Origin of the sequence: Pseudorhizobium marinum, from assembly GCF_000705355.1 — a bacterium.
In the GTDB taxonomy this organism is placed as follows: domain Bacteria; phylum Pseudomonadota; class Alphaproteobacteria; order Rhizobiales; family Rhizobiaceae; genus Neorhizobium; species Neorhizobium pelagicum.
In genome coordinates this window covers 1-20,058 of sequence record NZ_JMQK01000034.1, presented here as the reverse complement: position 1 = coordinate 20,058, position 20,058 = coordinate 1, and the positions used below count along the sequence as shown (strand labels likewise).

18 protein-coding genes and 1 pseudogene are annotated in these 20,058 nt (G+C 61.7%); 10 read left to right on the top strand and 9 right to left on the bottom strand.

Going from position 1 to position 20,058, the window contains the following annotated elements; translation table 11 throughout:
• Positions 1-13: 13 nt before the first annotated feature.
• Genes EO99_RS0124110 through EO99_RS0124095 form a run of 4 tightly spaced genes read left to right on the top strand, consistent with a single transcriptional unit; the run spans position 14 to position 2,693 of the window.
• Entirely contained in the window at positions 14-1,372 is a 1,359-nt protein-coding gene (locus EO99_RS0124110; protein ID WP_029621113.1) for a multicopper oxidase family protein, read from the top strand.
• A 31-nt stretch (positions 1,373-1,403) separates the two neighbouring features.
• Positions 1,404-1,880, top strand: a complete 477-nt coding sequence (locus EO99_RS0124105) for a cupredoxin domain-containing protein (RefSeq protein WP_029621112.1) — start codon at positions 1,404-1,406, stop codon at positions 1,878-1,880.
• A 22-nt stretch (positions 1,881-1,902) separates the two neighbouring features.
• The gene (locus tag EO99_RS0124100; protein ID WP_029621111.1) at positions 1,903-2,187 is read left to right on the top strand and encodes a copper-binding protein; all 285 of its coding nucleotides are present in this window, start codon (positions 1,903-1,905) and stop codon (positions 2,185-2,187) included.
• Between the two features lie 56 nt (positions 2,188-2,243).
• Positions 2,244-2,693, top strand: a complete 450-nt coding sequence (locus tag EO99_RS0124095; protein WP_029621110.1) for a DUF411 domain-containing protein — start codon at positions 2,244-2,246, stop codon at positions 2,691-2,693.
• Between the two features lie 22 nt (positions 2,694-2,715).
• On the opposite strand, the gene EO99_RS0124090 is transcribed toward EO99_RS0124095, so the two are convergent.
• Positions 2,716-3,120, bottom strand: a complete 405-nt coding sequence (locus tag EO99_RS0124090; RefSeq protein WP_029621109.1) for a MerR family transcriptional regulator — start codon at positions 3,118-3,120, stop codon at positions 2,716-2,718.
• A gap of 52 nt (positions 3,121-3,172) precedes the next feature.
• Between EO99_RS0124090 and EO99_RS0124085 the strand changes: the two genes are divergently transcribed.
• Entirely contained in the window at positions 3,173-3,961 is a 789-nt protein-coding gene (locus tag EO99_RS0124085) for a glutaredoxin family protein (RefSeq protein WP_029621108.1), read from the top strand.
• An 86-nt stretch (positions 3,962-4,047) separates the two neighbouring features.
• The gene (locus EO99_RS27050) at positions 4,048-4,185 is read left to right on the top strand and encodes a hypothetical protein (protein WP_328286613.1); all 138 of its coding nucleotides are present in this window, start codon (positions 4,048-4,050) and stop codon (positions 4,183-4,185) included.
• A 206-nt stretch (positions 4,186-4,391) separates the two neighbouring features.
• Here EO99_RS27050 and cysG read toward each other — a convergent pair whose 3' ends face one another.
• From cysG to EO99_RS0124040, 8 genes are all read right to left on the bottom strand, one after another.
• Positions 4,392-5,909 (bottom strand): siroheme synthase CysG, encoded by a 1,518-nt coding sequence (gene cysG, locus EO99_RS0124075; protein ID WP_029621107.1) that lies wholly within the window; start codon positions 5,907-5,909, stop codon positions 4,392-4,394.
• A 62-nt stretch (positions 5,910-5,971) separates the two neighbouring features.
• Positions 5,972-7,705, bottom strand: a complete 1,734-nt coding sequence (locus EO99_RS0124070) for a bifunctional protein-serine/threonine kinase/phosphatase (RefSeq protein ID WP_029621106.1) — start codon at positions 7,703-7,705, stop codon at positions 5,972-5,974.
• A gap of 59 nt (positions 7,706-7,764) precedes the next feature.
• Positions 7,765-8,610, bottom strand: a complete 846-nt coding sequence (locus tag EO99_RS0124065; RefSeq protein WP_029621105.1) for a formate/nitrite transporter family protein — start codon at positions 8,608-8,610, stop codon at positions 7,765-7,767.
• A 30-nt stretch (positions 8,611-8,640) separates the two neighbouring features.
• Positions 8,641-8,994 carry a nitrite reductase small subunit NirD gene (gene nirD, locus EO99_RS0124060; RefSeq protein ID WP_081852187.1) on the bottom strand — a complete coding sequence of 118 codons (354 nt, stop codon included), beginning with the start codon at positions 8,992-8,994 and terminating at the stop codon, positions 8,641-8,643.
• Positions 8,991-11,447, bottom strand: a complete 2,457-nt coding sequence (gene nirB / locus EO99_RS0124055; RefSeq protein WP_029621103.1) for a nitrite reductase large subunit NirB — start codon at positions 11,445-11,447, stop codon at positions 8,991-8,993. The genes nirD and nirB overlap by 4 nt, the downstream gene beginning before the upstream one ends.
• Positions 11,448-11,853: 406 nt before the next feature.
• Positions 11,854-13,119: a CmpA/NrtA family ABC transporter substrate-binding protein gene (locus EO99_RS0124050; protein WP_408002886.1), complete on the bottom strand. Its 1,266-nt coding sequence runs from the start codon at positions 13,117-13,119 to the stop codon at positions 11,854-11,856.
• Positions 13,120-13,180: 61 nt separating this feature from the next.
• A complete protein-coding gene (locus tag EO99_RS0124045; RefSeq protein WP_029621101.1) occupies positions 13,181-13,768 on the bottom strand; it encodes an ANTAR domain-containing response regulator in 588 nt (195 codons plus the stop codon).
• Between the two features lie 395 nt (positions 13,769-14,163).
• On the bottom strand, positions 14,164-15,162 hold the full coding sequence (locus tag EO99_RS0124040; RefSeq protein ID WP_210165104.1) for an alpha/beta hydrolase: 999 nt from the start codon (positions 15,160-15,162) through the stop codon (positions 14,164-14,166).
• A 230-nt stretch (positions 15,163-15,392) separates the two neighbouring features.
• On the opposite strand from EO99_RS0124040, the gene EO99_RS0124035 reads away from it, so the two are divergent.
• The 4 genes and pseudogenes from EO99_RS0124035 to EO99_RS26085 form a co-directional block, all read left to right on the top strand.
• Positions 15,393-16,424, top strand: coding sequence for an AraC family transcriptional regulator (locus EO99_RS0124035; RefSeq protein WP_029621099.1), 1,032 nt, complete (start codon positions 15,393-15,395; stop codon positions 16,422-16,424).
• A 311-nt stretch (positions 16,425-16,735) separates the two neighbouring features.
• A complete protein-coding gene (locus EO99_RS0124030) occupies positions 16,736-18,247 on the top strand; it encodes a carbohydrate porin (RefSeq protein ID WP_029621098.1) in 1,512 nt (503 codons plus the stop codon).
• A gap of 118 nt (positions 18,248-18,365) precedes the next feature.
• On the top strand, positions 18,366-19,313 hold the full coding sequence (bla, locus tag EO99_RS0124025; protein ID WP_029621097.1) for a subclass B3 metallo-beta-lactamase: 948 nt from the start codon (positions 18,366-18,368) through the stop codon (positions 19,311-19,313).
• Positions 19,314-19,395: 82 nt separating this feature from the next.
• Positions 19,396-19,785 (top strand): annotated as a pseudogene (locus EO99_RS26085) (transposase); the annotation flags it as partial.
• Positions 19,786-20,058 lie beyond the last annotated feature (273 nt).

Below are 20,058 nucleotides of genomic sequence, written 5' to 3'. Positions count from 1 at the left end.
AAAGGACATGACAATGTTCAGCAGAAGACAGCTACTCGGAGCCGGCGCGGCGGGCGCCGCCCTCGTCTCCTCGCATTCGTGGGGCCAGACGTCCAACATGGGACTGCCTGAAGCGGCCCTCATGGACTCGGCCGCGACCCAGGCGCCGGTCAGGCCGTCGACGGGGCCGGACTACAACCCGGTCGTCACCCTCAACGGCTGGACTCTCCCCTTCCGGATGAACAACGGCGTCAAGGAATTCCACCTCGTGGCCGAGCCCGTGGAGCGCGAGATGGCGGAAGGCATGACTGCCTACCTCTGGGGCTACAACGGCCAGTCTCCGGGTCCCACGATCGAGGCGGTCGAGGGCGACCGGGTCCGTATCTTCGTGACCAACAAGCTGCCGGAGCACACGACCATCCACTGGCACGGCATGATCCTGCCATCGGGCATGGACGGCGTCGGCGGGCTGTCGCAGCCGCACATCCCCGTCGGCAAGACCTTCGTCTATGAGTTCGACATCGTGAAGTCCGGGACCTTCATGTACCATCCGCACTCCGACGAGATGGTCCAGATGGCGATGGGCATGATGGGCTTCTTCGTGGTCCACCCGAAGGATCCGGCATTCATGCCGGTGGACCGGGACTTCGTCTTCCTCCTCAGCGGTTATGACATTGATCCCGGCACCTATGTGCCGCGGGTGATGGAGATGACCGACTTCAATCTGTGGACCTGGAACAGCCGCATATTTCCGGGCATCGACCCCCTGGTGGTCTCGAAGAACGACAAGGTCCGTGTCCGCGTCGGCAACCTGACGATGACCAACCACCCCATCCACATGCATGGCTACGATTTCGAAGTCACCTGCACCGATGGTGGGTGGGTGCGACCGGAGGCACGATGGCCGGAGGTCAGCATCGACATCCCCGTCGGGGCGATGCGGGCCTACGAGTTCGACGCGAAGTATGTCGGCGACTGGGCGATCCACTGTCACAAGTCGCACCACACGATGAATGCCATGGGTCATGACATCCCGACCTTCATCGGCGTCGACAAGACGGAAGTCACGGAGAAGATCCGCCAGCTCCAGCCGGAGTACATGCCCATGGGCACCGCCGGCATGGCGGACATGGGCGAGATGTCGATGGAAATCCCGGAGAACACGGTGCCCATGATGACCGGCTGGGGGCCCCACGGCCCCATCGAGATGGGCGGCATGTTCTCTGTGGTGAAGGTCCGCGAGGGCATCTCTGCGGACGATTACAGCGATCCGGGCTGGTACGAGAATCCGCCCGGCACGCAGGCCTGGGAATGGACGGGTGCTTTGCCCGAGCCGGCCAAGGCCAGGGACGCAAAGACACAGACGCCTTCCAACCATTCCAACCACGGCTGACCGCAGGTCATCGAACGAACGAGGAAAACGCATGAGAAATTCAGTTATCGGCCTGCTTCTGGCCACCCTGGCAACACCCGCTCTGGCCGCCGGCAGTCATGCCGGGGGCCATGGCGAGATGGCCGTCGGCGAGCCTGGACAGACGTCGAAGGTCACCCAGACGATCCGCGTCAGCATGAAGGAGACCGAAGACGGCCGCATGATCTTCACGCCGGATAGCTTCAAGGTGCGCAAAGGCCAGACGATCCGGTTTGCTGTGAAGAACGACGGTGAAATCGATCATGAGTTCGTGCTCGACCAGGAAGACAAGGTCATGGAGCACAAGGCGCTGATGGAGAAGTTCCCGGAGATGGAGCACGACGATCCGAATGCGATCCGTCTCGCTCCGGGCAAGACCGGCGAGATCGTCTGGAAGTTCACCAACGACGGCGTCTTCAAGGTCGCCTGCCTGGTGCCTGGCCACTACGACGCCGGGATGCACGGCGACGTCACGGTCGCCAAGAAATAATCGACAAGGAAGGAAGAAGTCCATGAAAGCCCTACTCAAGTTTACTGCCATCGCAGCGCTCGTCATCTCCTCCGCCGCCGGCGTTTCGGCACAGGAATTCACCAAGGGCACGGTCAAGAAGGTCGATGAGAAGGCCAAGAAGGTCACGCTCATCCACGAGGAGCTGAAGAGCCTCGACATGCCCGCGATGACCATGGTGTTCAGCGTTGCCGACGAGGCCATGCTCACCAAGTTGAAACAGGGGGCGACGGTCGAGTTCGTTGCCGATCGCGTCAACGGCAAGCTCACCGTCACACAGGTGAAGTGACGCCAGCGCCGTCTCCGGCCTAAGTTCGGGGACGGCTCATCAGAGGAGAAGCAGGAATGAAAAGAAGACAGTTCGTCTGCATGGCGATCTCGGCAGCGCTTCTGCCGGCAACAGCCATCGCGCAGAACGCGGCCATGATCGTGCACAAGGACCCGTACTGCGGATGCTGCGGGGCGTGGGCGAGTGCATTCGAAGCCGCCGGCTATCGGGTAGAGACCCGCAACGAAGACGACATGGATGCCGTGAAGGAGCGCCTGCAAGTGCCCTCCGACGTCTGGGGCTGCCACACGGCGGTGGTCGACGGCTATTACCTCGAAGGGCATGTGCCTCTGGAGGCCGCCGAGAGGCTTCGGAAGGAGCGGCCTCCCGTCGCGGGGCTGGCGGTCGCCGGGATGCCGAAGGGATCGCTCGGAATGGGCTCCGATCCCGCCGCCTCCTACGACGTGATGGCGGTTCCGAAGGATGGTTCGAAGCCCTATGTCTACATGGAGGTGCGGCCGTCCTGACGAATGAGAGATGGAGCGCCTATCATATGCCGAACGAGTGCAGGATCGGGCACGGCCCGGTCCTCCCCGAAGCGCATTCGTCGGCAAGCTTCTCCAGTGAGCGCCGTGCTTCCTCGAGTTCCGCGATCCGCGTCCTCAGAGCCTCGAGCCTTGCTCGAGCAAGCTTGCGGGCGCTCTCTCTGTCCTCGCCGGCATCGAGATCGAGGAGCTGCTTGATTTCTTCCAGCGTGAACCCAGCCGTTTGCGCCTGGCGGATGAACTTCAGGCGACGCAGGTTCTCTTCGTTGTAGCGCCGGACGCCGTGGTCCCCCTTGGGCGTCGGGAGAAGCCCCCGGCGCTGATAGAAGCGGATGGTCTCGACTCCCACGTTCCCGGCGTTTGCGAATTTTCCGATGGTCATGTCCATGGGCTCTTGACTCCGTACCATGGTACGCAACCTATGGTCTTGCCAACGGTTTCACAAGCAAAGGAGACGTGAAATGTTGGATCGAGTTCAACAGACTGAAAAATCGAAGAAGGCCATCCTCTATCGGATGGTGATGCCTGGCCACACCTGCCCGTATGGACTGAAGGCGAAGCACCTGCTCGAGAGCGCCGGCTACGAGGTGGACGATGAGCACTTGACCTCGCGTGAGGAGACGGACGACTTCAAGAAGCAGCACGACGTCGCCACCACGCCCCAGGTGTTCATCGGCGAAAACCGCATCGGCGGACACGACGATCTCCGCCGGTTTCTGGGAAAGAAGGTGGTCGACCCGAAGGCGACGACCTACCGGCCGGTCGTGGTGCTGTTTTCGCTGACGGCCCTGATGGCAATGGCGACCAGCTACGCGGTCAGCGGCGACCCCTTCACCCTGCGGGCCGGCGAATGGTTCATAGCCTTTTCAATGGTGGTGCTGGCGATGCTGAAGCTCCAGAACGTCGAGAGCTTCGCGACCATGTTCCTGAACTACGACCTGCTCGCCAAGCGATGGGTGCCCTACAGCTACGTCTACCCGTACGCGGAAGGATTGGCGGGCGTACTTATGGTCGCAGGCGCATTGACGTGGCTGTCCGTCCCTGTCGCGCTGTTCATCGGCACCGTTGGCGCCGCCTCGGTCTTCAAGGCGGTCTACATCGACAGGCGTGAGCTCAAGTGCGCCTGCGTCGGCGGCGCCAGCAACGTCCCGCTCGGCTTCATCTCGCTGACGGAGAACCTGATGATGATCGCCATGGCGGTGTGGATGGCTGCCGCTGAACTTGGTTTCATCGGCGGGCATGCCATGTAGCACTCTCGGGCTTCATCGCAGATCGAGTATAAGAACGGGCTGAGAGCGGCGGCGACGAGAGCATTTCCTCCGAAAAGGGCCGCAGCGTGCCGGAAGATAGCGGCGTGCTCGAAGCCGCCTTCGACGGCAATCACGGTTGGTTCTGGCGCAATCGCACCGGCGATTCCGTCACCGCGACATTGACCACGGATGGCGCCTATTCCGACATCAAGCGGATGATGTAACAAAAGAAGCTGGCGGAGCATCTCCGCCGGCTTTCTCCCATCCCGACAATCAAGGCGGCTCGGCCAGCGCATACCGGCCAGTGCCCCAGGCCATGCCAAGGACGGCAGAGCCCAGCAGTACGGTCATCAACGGCCGTCGTCTATCCTTCCAATGTGAGCGAGAGCGAAACGCGCTTGCGTGCAGCTCATCGGTAATCGAAGCGCACTTACGGCAACATCGCACTACGCGAATCAAGCCAACTCTTGAGACTGCTCTCGCGGTGGGTATTTTCGTAGTTTGCCGCTGCCGTAGCAAAGACCCCACCAATCCCGATGAGGACCGGTTCGTCGTAGCCGATCTCCGCGATGCCGACGTGCAGCTCATCAAGACTGCCGCTCCAGCGCCGCTCGGAGGACCGCGCGACCGAGCTGACGATGACGGCCGGTGTCGCTTCGGACATCCCTTCAGCGAGTAGATGGTGGCAGATTTCGCCGGCCGTTCGACCTGCCATGTAGAAGACGGTGGTGGTCGTCGGATCGGCGAGGCTGCGCCAGTCCAGGGTTTTCGGCAGCTTGCCGTCTCGTGCATGTCCCGTCACGAACCGCACCGCCTGGGCATGATCGCGGTGGGTCAATGATACCCGGAGCCTCGCCGCCATGGCGCTCGCGGCCGTAATTCCGGGAACGACGTCCACCGCTATGTGGTGCTCCCGGAGGATCGCGATTTCTTCACCGGCCCGGCCGAACACCATGGGATCACCCGACTTCAGCCGCACTACATGCTTTCCCGCCCTGGCCAGGTCGATCATCATGCTGTTGATGTCCTCCTGACGACAGCTTTCGCGCCCACCGCGCTTTCCCACCAGCATGCGCTTGGCCTCGCGGCGCGCCAGTTCGAGAACCTCACCGGAGACGAGATCGTCGAACAGAATGACGTCGGCGGCCTGAAGCGCCCGCACGGCTTTCAAGGTCAGGTATTCCGCGTCGCCGGGACCCGCGCCGACCAGCGTCACGCGGCCGGTGGTTCTGCTACCGGCCATCGCCTCTGTCGCGCAAAGCAGATCGTCTGCTGCCGACGCCTGTGGCGCATTGCTGCCGGCAAAGGCGCGGTCGACGAAGCTTTCCCAAAACGCTCTGCGCGGCGCGCCGGGCTGAAGCCGCCGGTTGACGGTCTCTCGCAGGGATTGCGCCAGAGCCGCCCAGCCTTTCAGCGTCGGGGGCAGCAATGTCTCGATGCGACGGCGGATGGCCTGAGCAAGGATGGGTGCGGCGCCGTCGGTCGAGATCGCGACAACCACCGGGGAGCGATTGACGATGGAGCCAAACTGGAACTGGCAGAATGCCGGCTTGTCGATCACGTTGACGGGAACCCCAGCAATAACGGCGGCACAGAAGAAGGCTTTCGCCTCGGCATCATCCTCGCAGTCGGCAATGGCGAGTGCCGAACCTTGCATGATGTCGGTCGCCCAGGGCCTGTCGTGGTGAATCACGCGCCCGGCACCCTCCGCGGGTGTCTGGACGAGAAGTGCCGCGAAGGTCAAAGAAAGGTCCGCTTGCGGTGCGTAGACGTGGACATCTGCCCCGCAGGCGCAGAGCAGTTCAGCCTTCCAAGCCGCAGCGTCGGATCCACCCGCCAGTACCACGCGTTTCCCGGCAAGGCTCCAGAACACAGGCAGTTTGGCAAGCGGCTCCATCCTAACGGACATGGATGTTCCTTCGGTGCGGCTCAGTTGGAGTTGGGGCATGGCGAGAGTTCCTTCTACAATCGCGGCGCGGGGTCGCCCTGCAGAGCAGGCGAGCCGCGACATCAGGTCTTCACAACGATCAGCAACAGGCCGAGAACCAGCAAGCCCAGTGCCACCGAAAGCATTTTCCAGAACAACAAGGGATCACGCTCGACAAGCGGCGGGTTTCGGCCCTGGATGAACCTGGGGTTGGGGTGCGACAGGTCGTGGACGAATTGCGACAGCGCCTGATAGCGCTTTCCGGGGTCGGGATGGACCGCCATTCGGATTGCGCCCTCCACCCATTCCGGCACATCGGCCCGCTGATCCCGGATCCCTCGAAACTTGAGTTTGGATTGCTGCCTCCTGTTGCTCGTGCGAGCCACAGCGGCACCATAGGGGAGACGCCCGGTCAGCATCTGGTAGGCGATAACGCCGAGCGAAAAGAGGTCGGACTGCTCTGTACCGCGTTCACCGCGAAAATATTCCGGTGCGGTGTACTGGAATGTCCCGAGAATATCGTCGCTATCGCGTGCGGGAGCCGCCTCGGCAAGCCCTGCCACCTGGGCGGAGCCGAAGTCGATTATCCTGACCGTACCGGTGCCATCGATCATGACGTTGTCGGGCCGCAGATCCTGGTGGATGATCTCCTTGCGATGGAGAGCCCGAAGCCCTGAGGCGATCTGGGCGATGATATCGCGGACAGCGCGCAGGTCGGCCAGCGGCCGGTCCGTCATCCATTGCGACAGGGTTTCACCCTCGACATAGTCAGTGACCAGATAGAGGGCGCGACGCGGGAGAACCGGCGTCCTGCCCTTCAGCAGGTGGACGCTCGAGACCCGGCGCATGACCCATTCCTCCGTGGCGAAGCGTCGAATGTGGGCCTCGTCTTCCCGCAGGTCGATTGCGGGAAACTTGAGTATCCTCGTCTCTCCACTCGCCGTTTCCGTCGCGACAAAGACGTGGCTGCGGTGGCTGGCATGGATCTGCCTGTGGATCCGGAACCCCTCGAAATCACAAGGGGCCTGCGGGAGCGGCGTCGCCGGAAGAAGCTCTGCCGTATCCAACAACGGCGGGTCCTCCTCACCCAGCTGGTCGACCCGCGCGATCTGGATCGTCAGGTTGTCGTCGCTGCCCGCCTCCAGGGCAAGTTTGGCGATATCGGCAGCAGCCTGGCTGAGATCGTTGTCGCAGGTGATGCAAGCGGCAATCTGTCGTGCGGGGAGATGATCATGGATGCCATCTGTCGACAGGACAAAGACATCGCCGCTCTGGACACTCAGCTGGCGGTAATCGATCTCCACTGCCGGAGTCATTCCCAGGGCCCGCGACAGATAGCTTTCGCTGCGCGAGGGGCTCAGGCGGTGTTCGTTGGTCAAAGGCTCCAACTCGCGGTCGATCAGCCGTGAGATGCGACTGTCTCCCACATGAAAGACATGGGCCTTCGCACCCTTCAACACGAGCGCCGAAAAGGTCGTGACATGCGCGTGATCACGATTTTCGACGTGGCGGCTTTGGGCATGAAGCCAGGAGTTGGTGGCGTCGATGACGCGGCTGGCTGCTGTCTTCACGGTCCAGGCGTCGGAAGTGCAGTAGTAATCGGTCAAGAAGCTCTTCACTGCAGTTTCTGCAGCGACCTGCCCCACGGGACTGGAGGAAATGCCATCGGCAACGGCAAGCGCAATGCCCTTCATGGCCAGGGCCGAACCCTCAGGCACGATGGAACCGTGAAAGTCCTGATTGGCGACCTTTCGCCCGGCGGAGGAGTATTGCCCGATGCTCACCCGGAGTCCCCTGACGTCTGAACTTTGTTGCATCGCCCACCCCGTGGTCATCAGGCCCCGCGACTGTCGCGGAGCCTGATTGCAATTCGGGCTTACTCAGCCGCCACAAGCCGCGTGGCGGGTCGTTCCTCTGCCTTGCGGCTCGGCGAGGGCTTGTAGTGGGTGGCGTAGATCATGCCGCCGACGAAGGTCAGGCCACCAACGAGATTGCCGACGACGGTCGGGATCTCGTTCCAGAGGAGGTAGTCCGTCCAGGTGAACTGACCACCGAGCATGATGCCCGAGGGGAACAGGAACATGTTGACGATCGAGTGTTCGAAGCCGAGGTAGAAGAAGACGAGGATCGGCATCCACATGGCGATGACCTTGCCCGACACCGAGGTCGACATCATGGCCGCTATGACCCCGGTGGAGACCATCCAGTTGCACATCACGGCACGGATGAAGAGCGTTAGCATCCCGGCAGCGCCGGCCTCGGCATAGCCGAGTGTGCGCGCCTCGCCGATCATGCCGATCTTCTGCCCCACGGCGTCGGGTGCATGGGTGAAACCGGTGGTAAAGATGATCGCCATGAACACAGCCGTCGTCATTGCGCCTGCAAAGTTTCCAGTAAAGACCAGGCCCCAGTTGCGAAGGATGCCGCCGACGGTCACTCCTGGACGCCTTGCGATCAAGGCAAGCGGCGCAAGGGTAAATACGCCGGTCAGGAGATCGAAGCCCATCAGATAGAGCATGCAGAAGCCGACAGGGAAGAGCAACGCGCCGAGCAGCGGATTGCCTGTGTTCACGGTGACGGTCACGGCGAATGCGGCCGCCAAGGCCAGGATGGCGCCGGCCATATAGGATCTGATCAAAGTGTCCTTGGTGGACATGAAGACTTTGGATTCGCCTGCGTCGATCATTTTCGCAGCGAATTCCTGAGGTGCTACATAGGACATGCAATTTCCTTTCGCGGTGCAGGAAACGGCTCAGCGAGCCGCATGGGTTGGCATGAGGTCGAGATAGACGTTGTGGCCTTCGATCCGTACGGGGAAGGTTGATGTCCTCCCTTCGTCGGCACCCTGGGCCTCCCCGGTTTCAAGTGAAATCACCCAGTTGTGGAGCGGGCACGTGACGCAACCGTCGTGCACGATCCCCGCACTGAGCGGCCCGTTCTTGTGCGGGCACTTGTCTTCGAGTGCGAAGATGCGATCGTCGGCGGTCCGGAAGACCGCGATGCGCATTGCACCATTGTGGACGCGACGAGAGCCCTGGCGGGGGATGTCGTCGATGGTTCCGACGAGCACCCAGGCTGCGTCCATGGAAATGGAAAGGGCGTTCATTCCGCTGCCTCCTTGTGGATGACGGCCATGGGATTGAATTCGTGCTTGTCCTTGCCGGAGACCCGTTCCGACCACGGGTCCACCTGGGCAAACTTCTGGGAGAAGACGAAGCGCTCGTAGTAGGCCTGCCGCTTGTCGGTATCTTCCATGATCTGGCGGCGGATCTCGTCAAGTCCGATGCGCTTGGCCCATTTGTAGATGCGTTCCAGATAACGGCCCTGCTCGCGATACATCTGGGTGAGGGCAACGATGTGCTGCAGCGCTTCGTCCTCCGACTTCACGAGCCCGAGCACCTCGGTTCCCTTGATGTCGAGCCCGGCTGCCCCGGCAAAGTGGATCTCGTAGCCGGAGTCGACGCAGATGACGCCGACATCCTTGCAGGTCGCTTCGGCACAATTTCGGGGACAGCCGGAGACGGCCATCTTGAGCTTGGCCGGGGTCCAGGAACCCCACATGAACCTTTCGATGCGGATGCCGAGCCCGGTGGAATCCTGCGTGCCGAAGCGGCACCAGTCGGTGCCGACACAGGTCTTTACCGTGCGCAGGCCCTTGGCATAGGCCTGACCGGAGACGAAGCCGGCCTTGCCGAGATCGGCCCAGACCGCGGGCAGATCTTCCTTCCTGATGCCGAGCATGTCGATGCGCTGGCCGCCCGTTACCTTGACGGCGGGGATCGCAAACTTGTCGACGACGTCGGCGATCGCCCGCAGCTCCTTCGACGACGTCATTCCGCCCCACATGCGCGGCACGACCGAATAGGTGCCGTCCTTCTGGATGTTGGCGTGGACGCGTTCGTTGATGAAGCGCGACTGGTAATCGTCGGCATATTCGTCCGGCCAGTCGCAGACGAGGTAGTAGTTGAGCGCCGGGCGACACTTGGCGCAGCCGCAGGAGGTCTTCCACTCGAGCTCCTGCATCACGACGGGGATGGACTTCAGCGCCTTCGCCTTGATCAGGCGGCGGACGTCGTCGTGGCCGAGATCGGTGCAGCCGCACATCGGCTGCACCGCCTTCGGGTTGTAGCGGTCACCGAGGGTGAGGGCCATCAATTGCTCGACAAGGCCTGTGCAGGTGCCGCAGGAGTTGGACGCCTTGGTATGGGCGCGGACCTCGTCGAGGGAGGAGAGCCCCTTGGCGGTGATGGTCGCGGTGATCTTGCCCTTGCAGACGCCATTGCAGCCGCAGATCTCCGCGTCATCGGGCAGCGCTGCGACAGCGGCCGCAGGGTCGGGAGGGGAGCCGCCCTGATAGGCCTGGCCGAAGATCAGCGTGTCGCGCATCGCCGAAATGTCTGTGCGCTTCTTCTTCAGGTCGTTGAACCAGGTGCCGTCGGCGGTGTCGCCGTAGAGGACGGTGCCGATGATGCGGTTGTCCTTCAGGACGACCCGCTTGTAGACGCCGGCGGTCGCATCGCGCAGGACGATTTCCTCGCGGTCGTCGCCATCGGCGAAGTCGCCCAGCGAGTAGAGATCGATGCCGGTGACCTTGAGCTTTGTCGGCGTATCGGCATGCACGAAGGCAGGCTTGCCGTTTCCGGCAAGATGGGATGCTGCGATCCGCGCCATCTCGTAGAGCGGTGCGACGAGGCCATAGACCATTCCATCGACCTCGGCGCATTCGCCGACGGCAAGGATGTCGCCATCGGAGGTCCGCATCCCGGCGTCGACGACGATGCCGCGGTTGGTCGCAAGTCCGGCGTCCCTGGCGAGCGATGCATTCGGCCGGATGCCGACAGCCATGACGACGAGCGAGGCCGGAATGACGGTGCCGTCATCGAGCTCGACGCCTTCGACCTTGCCGTTGCCCAGGATCGCCTTCGTGTTGGCCTTGCAGATGACCTTGATGCCACGCTCCTCGACAGCCTTCTGCAGAAGGTAGCCGGCGGCCGGGTCGAGCTGACGCTCCATCAGCGTCGGCATGACATGCAGGACGGTGACCTCCATGCCGCGCTGGGCAAGACCTGCCGCGGCTTCAAGCCCCAGCAGCCCGCCGCCGATGACGATCGCCTTCTGGCGCGACTGGGCGGCCAGCAGCATGGCGTTGACGTCATCCAGGTCGCGGTAGGTGATAACGCCCGGCAGCTCCTTGCCGGGAACCGGAATAATGAAGGGAACGGAGCCGGTGGCGATTACGAGCTTGTCATAGGGCTCGGTGACTCCGTGGTCAGAGGTCACGGTCTTTGCAATCCGGTCGATGGCGACGACCTTGTGACCCTTGTAGAGGGTTATCCCATGGGTCTCGTACCAGCCGTCTCCGTGAATGACGATCTGCTCATAGGACTTCTCCCCCGACAGAACAGGGGACAGCATGATGCGGTCGTAGTTCACGCGCGGTTCGGCGTTGAAAATAGTCACCTGGTAGCGGCCGGGCGCCTCCTCGAGGAGGTGTTCCAGCATGCGGCCTGGTGCCATGCCGTTGCCGATGATGACGAGCTTCTCTGTCCTGGTAGTCATGGCGCTCCCTCGGTCGGGCTCGGGGTCGTTCGGAAAAACAAAAAAACGCCGCTCGGAAGTTGCGCTTCCGGGGCAAGCCCGGGCTGCAAAATCCTTGCGACGTCGATGTCACTGCAGGCGCTTCTTGAGCGTCTGGCTACCCGGTCGCCGTTGACCGAGATGCTTATCACCTTGCAAGCGCCATGCCAGAACCGGTCGTTGGATCTTGCCTGTTGATAACGCAGCGTTTTCCCGCGGCGGGAGGCGGACGAGGAAGCAGGTGGCGCGACATGACCTGCACAGCGATTAGGCGCCGGGGACCAAATCGCTGCTCTCAGTTGAGCAGCAGTGCGCGGCGTGCGTCCTCGTTTCGCCGGTCGAACAGGGCTCCTGTGGCGCAATTCAAAGGCAGCGATACCGGCTGAGGTCAGTCGAAATCGGGCCTGCGGGACTGTCGATCGATCCGGGGGCTGGCGACGGGAAACTGCCGGACGTATTCCTCGAGCTTGCGCGGGTCGAAGACATGGCCGTCCATGAAGCTGTCGCCGGATCTGTCGCCTTCGATCCTGAAGTCGTCATCTATCGGAGCGGCATCTGCACCAAGAGCTGTCCGGTAGAGATCCGGTCGGTACGCGCGGGCCGCCGCAGCCATGCCTTCTTCGGAATAGGCCACCTGTCCCCAGCGGATCATCTGGCTGTAAATCCACAGGGCATGGCTCGGCCTGGGATAGCCGGCATATTGGGCGTGAAACGTAAAATACTTCTCGATGACGCGTCGATTGCCGTGTGCATCAAGACTGAATTCCCCCGACAGCACATGGCGAATGATGTCGACCGGTGCCCCGATCGACCGCGGATCTGCCAAAACCGCGGCGAGATCCCCGTGGTTCTCGGGATCGTCACACCAGCGTGCAGCTGCATCAAGGGCAACCAGCAATCGTGAAACGGTCTCGGGCCGGCTCTCGGCCCATTCGGGACGCATGGCCAGAACCTTTTCCGGGGCCGATGGCCAGATATCCTGTTTTGCCGCCACGATGCGGCCGACGCCGCGCTCGGAGGCGACCATGTTCCAGGGGGCGCCGACGCAGAAGCCGTCGATAGCACCGGCAGCCAGGGCGTCCGAGGTCATTGGCGGTGGCACCACGACCAGTCTGACCTCTGTGTCCGGATCGATGCCTCCGGCTGCCAGCCAATACCGAAATTCGTAGTTGTGGGAGGAGAAAGGATAGGTCATTCCCAGCGTCAGGGGCGCTTCTCCTGCCGCCTTCATCTCCGCGATGACCTGCGCGAGCGCGCGAGCATGGGCCAGAGCGCCGGCACCATCGGCAAGACTGGCGGCAGACTGCATGCGGGCAAAGAGGCGTGTCGACAGGGTGATCGCATTGCCGCCGCGTCCCAGCGAAAAAGGCGTGATCGTCGGCGATGGATTGGAGCCGAGGCCAAGCATGGACGCCACCGGCATGGGCGAGAGCATGTGAGCGACATCGAACTGGCGAAAGGCAAGGCGATCACGCACATTGGCCCAGGAGACATCCCTGACCAGATCGAGCCGAAGCCCTTCGCGTTCGGCAAACCCAAATTCCGCCGCGGCGATCAAGACGGAAGCGTCCACCAGGGGAATGAAGCCCGCACGCACCACGCGGGATCCTTCTGCGCCGATGATAGTGGGGGTGGGCAGATTCGATCCAGACATCTTGCGTTCTGTCGTCACGTTCATATCAGCTTTCTCCGAACGGCTGCGCGCATCAGGCAATTCACAGCAGCAGCCGCGCCGCCGTCACGATGCTCTGGGCGATGTCTGCCATCTTCTTTTTCTCGTTCATGGCTGACTGGCGAAGAAGAGCAAATGCCTCTTCCTCGGAAAGCCCGCGCATCTTCATCAGGATGCCCTTCGCCCTCTCGACCAGCTTGCGCTCCTCCAGTGCCGAGCGAGCGTCGGCGAGCTCACGCTGCAGCCGACTGAAGGCGTTGAAGCGGCTCACGGCCATGTCGAGGATCGATTTGACCCGCTCTTTCCGCAATCCATCGACGATATAGGCGGAGACACCCGCATCGACAGCCGCCTCGATGGAGGCGGTGTCGGATCGATCAACGAACATCGCAATCGGTCTGCTCACCGTTCGGGTCAGCTGGAAGAGGTGTTCCATCATGTCCCGATTGGGATTTTCAATATCGATGATGATGACGTCGGGCTGCAGCGTCTCGATGATGCGCGCTACCCCGTTGACCTCGTGGATCACCGTGACACGCGCATGCCCCGCCTCGCGCAGACCCTCTTCAATGATGGAGGCGCGGATGGCGTTCTCGTCGATTACCAAAATGGCGAGTTCGGCGGCGCTCATGGGGACATTGATGCCGCAGTGCAACAGAGATGGCAAGGGCAATGGAACAAATTTAGGCCGCTTGTCGATATGCTGAAAAAACGCGCAATTACCTTTCTATGGCTCAGGCCATTTCAGGTTTCGCCAGGGTGTTGCGCAGGATCCGTCCGTCCGACGGACGCGATGCCAAGCGTGCCGTCCTTCTTCGTCCGGTAGCCATGGCGATCGGCAAGCCCATCGCCACGCGCTCAGCTGCGAGATAGGCTCAAAGCCATTCGGTTCGTTGACCGCGACGGTCACGTGATCGGACATGCGGCGGCTAAGCTTGCCAACAAGATTGGTGGCCCGGCACGACGTCCTACTGAACAAGGCGACGATCGTTCAGCCCAGCTGCATCTGATCGTCGCCTTTCGCGATCAGCCCGCCACCTCGGTCCGCATCGCCTTCAGGAACTTCGCGACCCCCCGATTGCCCGCGGCGGCCAGTTCCCCGTTGAGCGTATTGAAGCCGTGCGTGCCGCCGGGATACACCGCCAGGTGCGCGAGGTTGCCCGCCGCCTGCCAGCGCATGAACATGAACAAGCTATCGTCGAGCAGGGGATCGGACGATCCAACACTGAACAGCGCCGGGGGTAAGTCGTGCAGGTCGGCATAGAGCGGCGAGAGGGCAGGATCCTTCAGATCCCTACCGCCCGCGAACGCGCCCGTGAACTGCTGCATCGCCTCCAGGCTGATGAACGGTGCGCCCGTCACCCGAAACACGCGGGGGGTGAGCGACAGATCGAAGACGCCGTACAGCAGGCTCGCTGCCCTGAAGGCGCCGCCTTTCCCGGCGTCGCGGAGCCGAAGCAGCGTCAGGACGGCGAGATTGGACCCGGCGGACTCGCCGCCGATCGACAGCCAAGACGTGCCGAATTCCCGCTCGGCATGCTCGATCAGCCACGACGCGGCCGCCACGCAATCGTCGATGGCGGCGGGTGCGGGATGCTCGGGCGCCAGACGATAGTCGACGCTGACCGCGACCATACCGGCCTCCCGGCCGAAATACTCCAGCTGCTCATCCCAGGTATCGTTGCTGCCGACGATCCAGCCTCCGCCATGGATGTGAAGATACACGCCCCGCACCTCGTCTGGCACCAAGATGCGCAGGCCGATCGGGCCGGCGGGCCCCTCGATCGTCAGCGTCCGAGCGCGGGACGATTTGGGCGCGGTGGGGAGGCCGAGTTCGCCACGAACATAAGCCTCGCGCAGCGCGGGCAGCCCGTCCGGCGGCGTCATCGCCGCCAGTGCCTTCGCCACCGCCACATTCATGGCGTGTGTCGAAGCGGTGATCGCATCCGGGCTGGTCAGCGATGCCAAGGATTGATCGGGCGATAGGAGAAAAGGGTTGTCCATGGCGGCAGGCATCAGTGTCATCGCTCACTCCATTGTGCGGATAAGTACTCAGCGTCACGATCTGTGATTTACGTTGATTGCAAATGGCGGGCGGAGGCCCGCACTGTACGCAACTTCTGGCGGCAGCCAACGCGGCCGGTAGCCGAACATGGCCAAACTCGGTATATGGGGGAAGTCGGACGGCGGCCAACATCCGGCGAAAGGCGGCCAATCCCACACGGGAGCTGCCGATCATCCCCGATGGAGCAGGCATGTTTGAAATCGGTCCCGACGAGAAAATTTACTCCGTCTTCAAGATCGGCAAGATCGTTGATTGTCTGATGGCGGAGGGCGTTCCGCGAAAAGCGGCGATGGAAGGCATCCACATCGCCGAAGCCGAGCTGACGTCTCCCCTGACCAAGGTGTCGGCCAATGAGATCGTCCAGTCGTACAGAAACGCGCTGAAATTCAGCCGGAGCCCAAGCTTTGCTTTCGACGCCGGCTCAGAATTTCACGTTTCGACCTTCGGGATCTACGGCCTGGCGCTGCTGAGCGGGATCGATTTCCGACAGAGCATTGCCTTTGCACTACAATACTATCAATTAGCCGCGCCACTCTTGGACGTTACATTCGAGGAGCGCGACTCGTCGGCGGCTTGGTGCATCACGGTGCTTCCGTTCAGGTATCTCGACACAGCATTGCATAATTTCATTGTTGAATTGCAGTTCAGCGTGGTTCTTTGCGTGCACCGCGACATCATGGGCCCTGACTTCCGGCTCACCCAAGTCCAATTGAATGCGCAAAGACCTTCCCAGGGCGCGCACCATGCCGAGAAATTTGGCTGCGAGGTTCTGTACGAGCAGCCGCAAAACAGACTGTTATTCCCGGTGGAATGGCTCGACAGGAAGCCGGCGCTGGGCAATCCGGTGACCCACGCTCATGCCGGCAATATCTGCGATCAATTGCTGACCGAGCTCAAGCAGAATACCGGCGTCGCCGGCAGGGTCCGCCAAGTGCTCCTTGCGAACCTCCAATCTCCGCCGGATGTCGACACTTTGGCCGGACAGCTCGGCCTCAGCACGCGGACGCTACGGCGACGGCTGCAGGAAGAGAACACATCATACCGGGAGCAGATCGACGATCTGCGCGCGCAGACCGCCATCAGATATATGCGCGACACCCGCCTGACCGTAGAGACCATAGCGTTTCTCTTGGGCTTCGGTGACCCCGCCGCGTTTCGTCACGCGTTCCGGCGCTGGACAAAGACAGCCCCCAATGAGTTCAGGCGCTCCCTCCGCGCCTAGCTGGTCTTGCTTCACGGCTGCGCCTTCAATCCAGGCACCTGCCTGACCTCTGAGTTTTTCACGGTGACGCGCCGGCGATTTATGTGCGCGGCTGCCGCTGGATCTTTTGGCCGCCCGTCACCGGTGTTTGGCCGATCCTCCTCTTATCCCCTTACGTCATTTCGCGGACGTTGAGGCCGCCGGGCTTACTGCCGGTTGCGCCGAGAAAGGGGTCATGGGTCATGTCGAGGTTGAAAGTTGTCTCAAGCGTCGTGTTCGCTGACGCAGATCTTCGTTCGAGGATGAAAGATGAGTGTTTCACGACCTCAAACTTGCTTCGTTTTGCTGGTGTAGCCGCTGTTCTGCTGACGGCCGATGCCGTCTTCGCCACTGACAGTCCCGCTCAACCCGGCCAGATCGAGACCATAGCCTCGCCTGCCGCGCCCTGGGGTCCGGTGCCGACCGACAATATCTCGCTGGCCAATGAGGCTCCGGGTCTCTTCGTTTTTTTCAATGACGGGCCGGTGTTCGGCTTGCCGGGCACGGTGACCGGCGATTTCGCGGACCGCACTCAGCTCCTCGGAGATTGGGGGGGCGCCCGCACCGAGCTCGCACGCAATGGCTTCTTCTTCGATATATACTCCACCAGCTACTATCAGGACGTCACCTCGGGCGGCCTCGAGACCGGCGAGGCCTTCGTTCAGAACACGCAGCTCTCAATCAACATCGATACCGGCCGCGCTGGCTGGTGGTCTGGTGGTCTTATTCACGCCACCGCGCAGTCGCGCTTCGGCGCCGATCCGGAGTCGACCTTCACCGCAGGTACCGTCGTTCCACACTACTCCGGCCTCGTTGTGCCCGATCCCATGCTGTCCGATAGCTTCCTGCCCACGGAGCTCTTTCTGGCGCAGGCGCTGAGTGAAAAGGCGCGCGTCGTTGTGGGAAAGATCGGTACCGTCCTCCTGCCAGACCAGACGGCGTATGGCGATTCCTTCAAGTATCACTTCGCCAATTACAATCTGAACAAGAACCCGATCTCGACGAACTTCTTCAACCCATCCGCCCTGGGGGCGATCGGCGTGTGGTCCTTCAGCCCTCAATTCTCCATCGCTGGCGGTGTGCTAGATCCCAACACCGAGGCGGAGAACTTCGTCTCGTCCGATTCCTTCGAAAACGTTAATCTCTATCTGACCTCAGTTATGTCCTACGACATAGGCGGACTGCCCGGTCAGGTCTCGGCCGTCTACAACTGGTCCGACAAGCCGAAGATCAATTTGGATTCGCCGTTCGGGACGCTGGGGTCGGCCGCTGAAAGGAAGCAAGCGATCGGCAGCCTGCTGGGCCTCGCCTCGGACGAGGGGCTGCCAACCAATTCCAAGGATGAAAGCTGGTTCACCTATGTGACGGGCTCGCAATTTCTGTTCCTGAAGGACGATGCGGCCACCGTGGCGCGGAAGCGGAAGACCGGCGAACAGATCCGCGGCGTCGGCGTGTTTGCGCGGGCCGGTTATGCCCCCGAAGAAACCAACCCGATCACCAGCGATGTCAGCGTCGCTTTGTTCGCCCACGGCATGTTGGACGGCCGGGAACATGACAGCTTTGGCGCTGGCTTCTACTACAACAAGATCAGCGACAAACTGAAGACCAGCATTGCGAAAATCTCGAACGGCCAGTCTGCTGTTCACGACGAGAGCGGCGTGGAGGTGTTCTACAATTTCGCCATCACACCCGCGGTGCGGCTGATCTCGAGCTATCAGCACATTTGGCATCCGCTCGCAGCCGAAGGCATCAAGCACCGCGATAGTACTGACCTCTTTCAGATACGCCTCACGGCCGCATGGTGAATTGCGAAAATGCGCGGCGTCCGCCCCCCTAGACGTGCGCCCGGTGAGAAACAAGCCCCGCAAGGCCGCTGATCCTCTTCGCGCGAGCAAACTGCCCCTTCAACAGCAGGAAAGAGCAATGTCGATTCCGCTTCGCACATCCATAACATTGGCGGTCCTTTTGGCCAGCTTTGGATCGCCCCCCGCCCAGACGCTGCCGCCGAACTTGCCGTCCAAGGAGCAACTCGCGAGCGACAATAAACTCTTCCTCTTCTGGGCTAGAAAGATGTTGAAATGGGAAGAGCCGACTGACCCGGTGAGGATCGTCGGGCCGATCTACTTCGTGGGCACCACGGGACTAGGAGTATTCCTTTTCACGACGCCAGAGGGCCATATCCTGATGAACACGGGCATGCCCTCATCGGGGCCGATGATCGTGGACTCGATCCGCAAACTGGGCTTCAAGCCGGAAGACATCAAGATCTTGATCAACGCCCACGCTCATATCGATCATGCCGGGGCATTGGCCTTTATGAAGAAGCTGACGGGAGCGCAATTGGCCGTCATGAAAGACGATGCCGCGGCGATGGAAAGCGGCGACCGCAAGGACTTCAAGTACGGCGACGATCTGGCGTACGAAGGCGTGAAGGTGGATCGCGTCCTGCGCGACGGCGATACCATCAAACTGGGCGACGTGCTCCTTACGGCCTACCACACGCCCGGCCACACCCGCGGCGCCACCACATGGATTGCCAACCTGGTGGCCGACGGCAAGGCCTACGTGGTGGCGTTTCCAGACGGTGCGGGATTCAACCCGGGCTACCGCGTGGCGAAAGACCCTTCGTACCCCGGCATCACAGACGACTACCGCAACACGCATCACACGCTCGAAATGATCAAGCCGGACATCTGGTTGGCGCAGCACAACGAATACTACGATTTCGACGGCAAGCGAAAGCGGGCCGAAACGGAGGGCGTGAGCGCATGGATCGATCCCGACGGCTACAGGCGCTTCATTGCCGGCAAGAAGCGCGCGTTCGAAGACCAGGTTGATGAGGAACTCGGCGCATCCAACGCGTCAAAGTGAAGGTGGCCTGCCGACCTGCTGACCTGCTGCCGGTTTCATGGACATCGAGTTAAGGTGTTCCTCCTGAGACCGGAGAGCATGAATGCAAGGACGAATATTCAGCCGCGATTACAAGCTTGAAGCGGTGAAGCTGGTCAGGGAACGTGGGGCACTGTTGCCCAGGCGGCCCGGGACCGCGATGTCCACGAGAATGTGTTGCGCAAATGGGTTCGGGAATGTGGCGACTATCCCAGCCAGTCCTTTCCTGGAAAAGGACAGATGAGCCGGAGCCGCTTGAGATCGAGCGGCTCCGTCGTGAAGTCGTCAAGCTGAAGGCGGAGCGCGATATCCTAAAAAAGGCCGCAGCCTACTTTGCCATGGACGCAATATGAAGTTCGCGTTCATTGCAAAGCACCGTTCGATCTGGCCATGAAACGGGATCGGGGCATGGCTCCGCGAAGCGCTGGGGGGTTCTCGTTCAGGTATCCATGCCTGATCAGGGAAGCCAATACAAAAGCGAACAGCTCCAGCGCCTCATGAGCGACCACGGCATCACCTCATCAGCCGGCCGCCCTGCAGGTCCATGGCTCGATCGCCAACATCATGGCGTCGATGGAAGCCCCGGACGTGCTGCCTCAGCAGTTCCTGGCCGGGGCTCAAGACGACTTCATGGCGCGAATGGCCACTGGTGAGTTGGACACCGAGGACAAACGCAAAAAGCTCCTCGACGCTTACGCGGAGGAGCTTTTTGTCGAGGTTTGGCGTC

Bases quoted from the DNA above. Each gene is read 5' to 3' on its own strand.
- EO99_RS0124050 (WP_408002886.1), bottom strand. From the start codon at position 13,119: ATGTCTGGATCGAATCTGCCCACCCCCACTATCATCGGCGCAGAAGGA.
- EO99_RS0124085 (WP_029621108.1), top strand. From the start codon at position 3,173: ATGTTGGATCGAGTTCAACAGACTGAAAAATCGAAGAAGGCCATCCTC.
- EO99_RS0124065 (WP_029621105.1), bottom strand. From the start codon at position 8,610: ATGTCCTATGTAGCACCTCAGGAATTCGCTGCGAAAATGATCGACGCA.
- nirB (WP_029621103.1), bottom strand. From the start codon at position 11,447: ATGACTACCAGGACAGAGAAGCTCGTCATCATCGGCAACGGCATGGCA.
- EO99_RS0124070 (WP_029621106.1), bottom strand. From the start codon at position 7,705: ATGCAACAAAGTTCAGACGTCAGGGGACTCCGGGTGAGCATCGGGCAA.
- cysG (WP_029621107.1), bottom strand. From the start codon at position 5,909: ATGCCCCAACTCCAACTGAGCCGCACCGAAGGAACATCCATGTCCGTT.
- EO99_RS0124035 (WP_029621099.1), top strand. From the start codon at position 15,393: ATGTTTGAAATCGGTCCCGACGAGAAAATTTACTCCGTCTTCAAGATC.
- EO99_RS0124105 (WP_029621112.1), top strand. From the start codon at position 1,404: ATGAGAAATTCAGTTATCGGCCTGCTTCTGGCCACCCTGGCAACACCC.
- EO99_RS0124110 (WP_029621113.1), top strand. From the start codon at position 14: ATGTTCAGCAGAAGACAGCTACTCGGAGCCGGCGCGGCGGGCGCCGCC.
- bla (WP_029621097.1), top strand. From the start codon at position 18,366: ATGTCGATTCCGCTTCGCACATCCATAACATTGGCGGTCCTTTTGGCC.
- EO99_RS0124090 (WP_029621109.1), bottom strand. From the start codon at position 3,120: ATGGTACGGAGTCAAGAGCCCATGGACATGACCATCGGAAAATTCGCA.
- nirD (WP_081852187.1), bottom strand. From the start codon at position 8,994: ATGAACGCCCTTTCCATTTCCATGGACGCAGCCTGGGTGCTCGTCGGA.
- EO99_RS0124095 (WP_029621110.1), top strand. From the start codon at position 2,244: ATGAAAAGAAGACAGTTCGTCTGCATGGCGATCTCGGCAGCGCTTCTG.
- EO99_RS0124100 (WP_029621111.1), top strand. From the start codon at position 1,903: ATGAAAGCCCTACTCAAGTTTACTGCCATCGCAGCGCTCGTCATCTCC.
- EO99_RS0124045 (WP_029621101.1), bottom strand. From the start codon at position 13,768: ATGAGCGCCGCCGAACTCGCCATTTTGGTAATCGACGAGAACGCCATC.
- EO99_RS0124040 (WP_210165104.1), bottom strand. From the start codon at position 15,162: ATGACACTGATGCCTGCCGCCATGGACAACCCTTTTCTCCTATCGCCC.